The organism is Methylomonas sp. Uni0011 (assembly GCF_056850255.1).
This window is the reverse complement of record NZ_JBVVNO010000050.1, coordinates 1-1,145: the sequence shown is the minus strand read 5'-3', so window position 1 is coordinate 1,145 and position 1,145 is coordinate 1. Positions and strand designations below refer to the sequence as shown.

Sequence of the window (1,145 nt, the reverse complement as noted above, 5' to 3'; positions counted from 1 at the left end):
GTAGATACCGTCTTAAACCCGCTCATGCAAGGGAAAAATTAGGATCAAAAGGTTTACCGGATTTCAAGATAGCGAAAGCCAGATGAATGAGCTTACGCATGGCGGCGCAGACGATGAGCTTGCCGTTTTTGCCGTTGGCTTTGAGCCGTTCGCATGGGACGCGGATGGCTGGATTATGTTGCCAGGCGACCAAAGCGGGTAGATAGAGCGCTTTGCGCAACCGAGCGTCACCGGTCTTGGCAATACAGGTTTTGCCTTGCCATTGTCCTGACTGACGGATGGCGGGCGCGAGTCCGGCTTGGGCCACGATTTGTTTGGCATTGACGTAGCCGTGATGAGGGCTTAGAGCCACGAGCAAATAGGCGGTCGTCGCGGGGCCGATCCCCGGAATGGAGGTCAACAGGTCGCTTTGCTGTTTGAGATCGGGATTCTTGTCGATATGGTCCTGGATGGCTTGACGGGTGGCCTTTAGTTCGGCCGCCAATGTCGCCAGCACCGTGTTGATGGAAGGGACGATGGTGGTGTCAGCCGTCTCCAACCGGTTCTGCTCCATGCGCTGCATTTCCCCCAAGTGCTCTAAGCGACGCGTGAGGGCGTGCAACTGGCGCAGATTTGCGGGTAGTGGTTTCCAGGCGACCGGGTCGGCTTGCAGGGCATAGCGGGCAATCAGCTTGGCATCGGCTTTATCGGTTTTGGCGCGACTGAGTTCGCTTTTTCCGAAGGCATGAATTTGAGCAGGATTGACCACGCTGACGAAGTAGCCTCGGTCGGCGAGAAACTCTGCCAGGGGTAGGCCGTAAGCGCCAGTGGCTTCCATGCAAAGACGCGGGTCGGTGTCGCCAAAGCCGTCTAGCCAGACGGCAAACGCGGCAAAGCCCTCGGGATTGTTGGCAAACTTAGCATGCTTGTATTTGCCTTCGGCGAGCCGGGCCACGTCGAATTTAAGCTTGGCAATATCGATGCCAATGATAATGGAAGTCATGATCGCTACCTAACTGAAATAACAAAAATCGAACGCTGGATCAGAATGGACACTCGCAAAGTTCAGCCTTATGCATACAGGGTCAAGGTTAACCAAGCCCTTAGAATACCGTTCGAACTTTAAAGTGAGTGCGGGCGATGGAGAGAACTATCTACAAGGCAGG

General features: G+C 54.8%; 1 protein-coding gene. It reads right to left on the bottom strand.

Translation table 11 applies throughout. From position 1 onward, the window contains the following. Positions 1-22 precede the first annotated feature (22 nt). The gene (locus tag AC0IM9_RS20435; RefSeq protein WP_482805243.1) at positions 23-982 is read right to left on the bottom strand and encodes an IS110 family RNA-guided transposase; all 960 of its coding nucleotides are present in this window, start codon (positions 980-982) and stop codon (positions 23-25) included. Between the last annotated feature and the right edge of the window lie 163 nt (positions 983-1,145).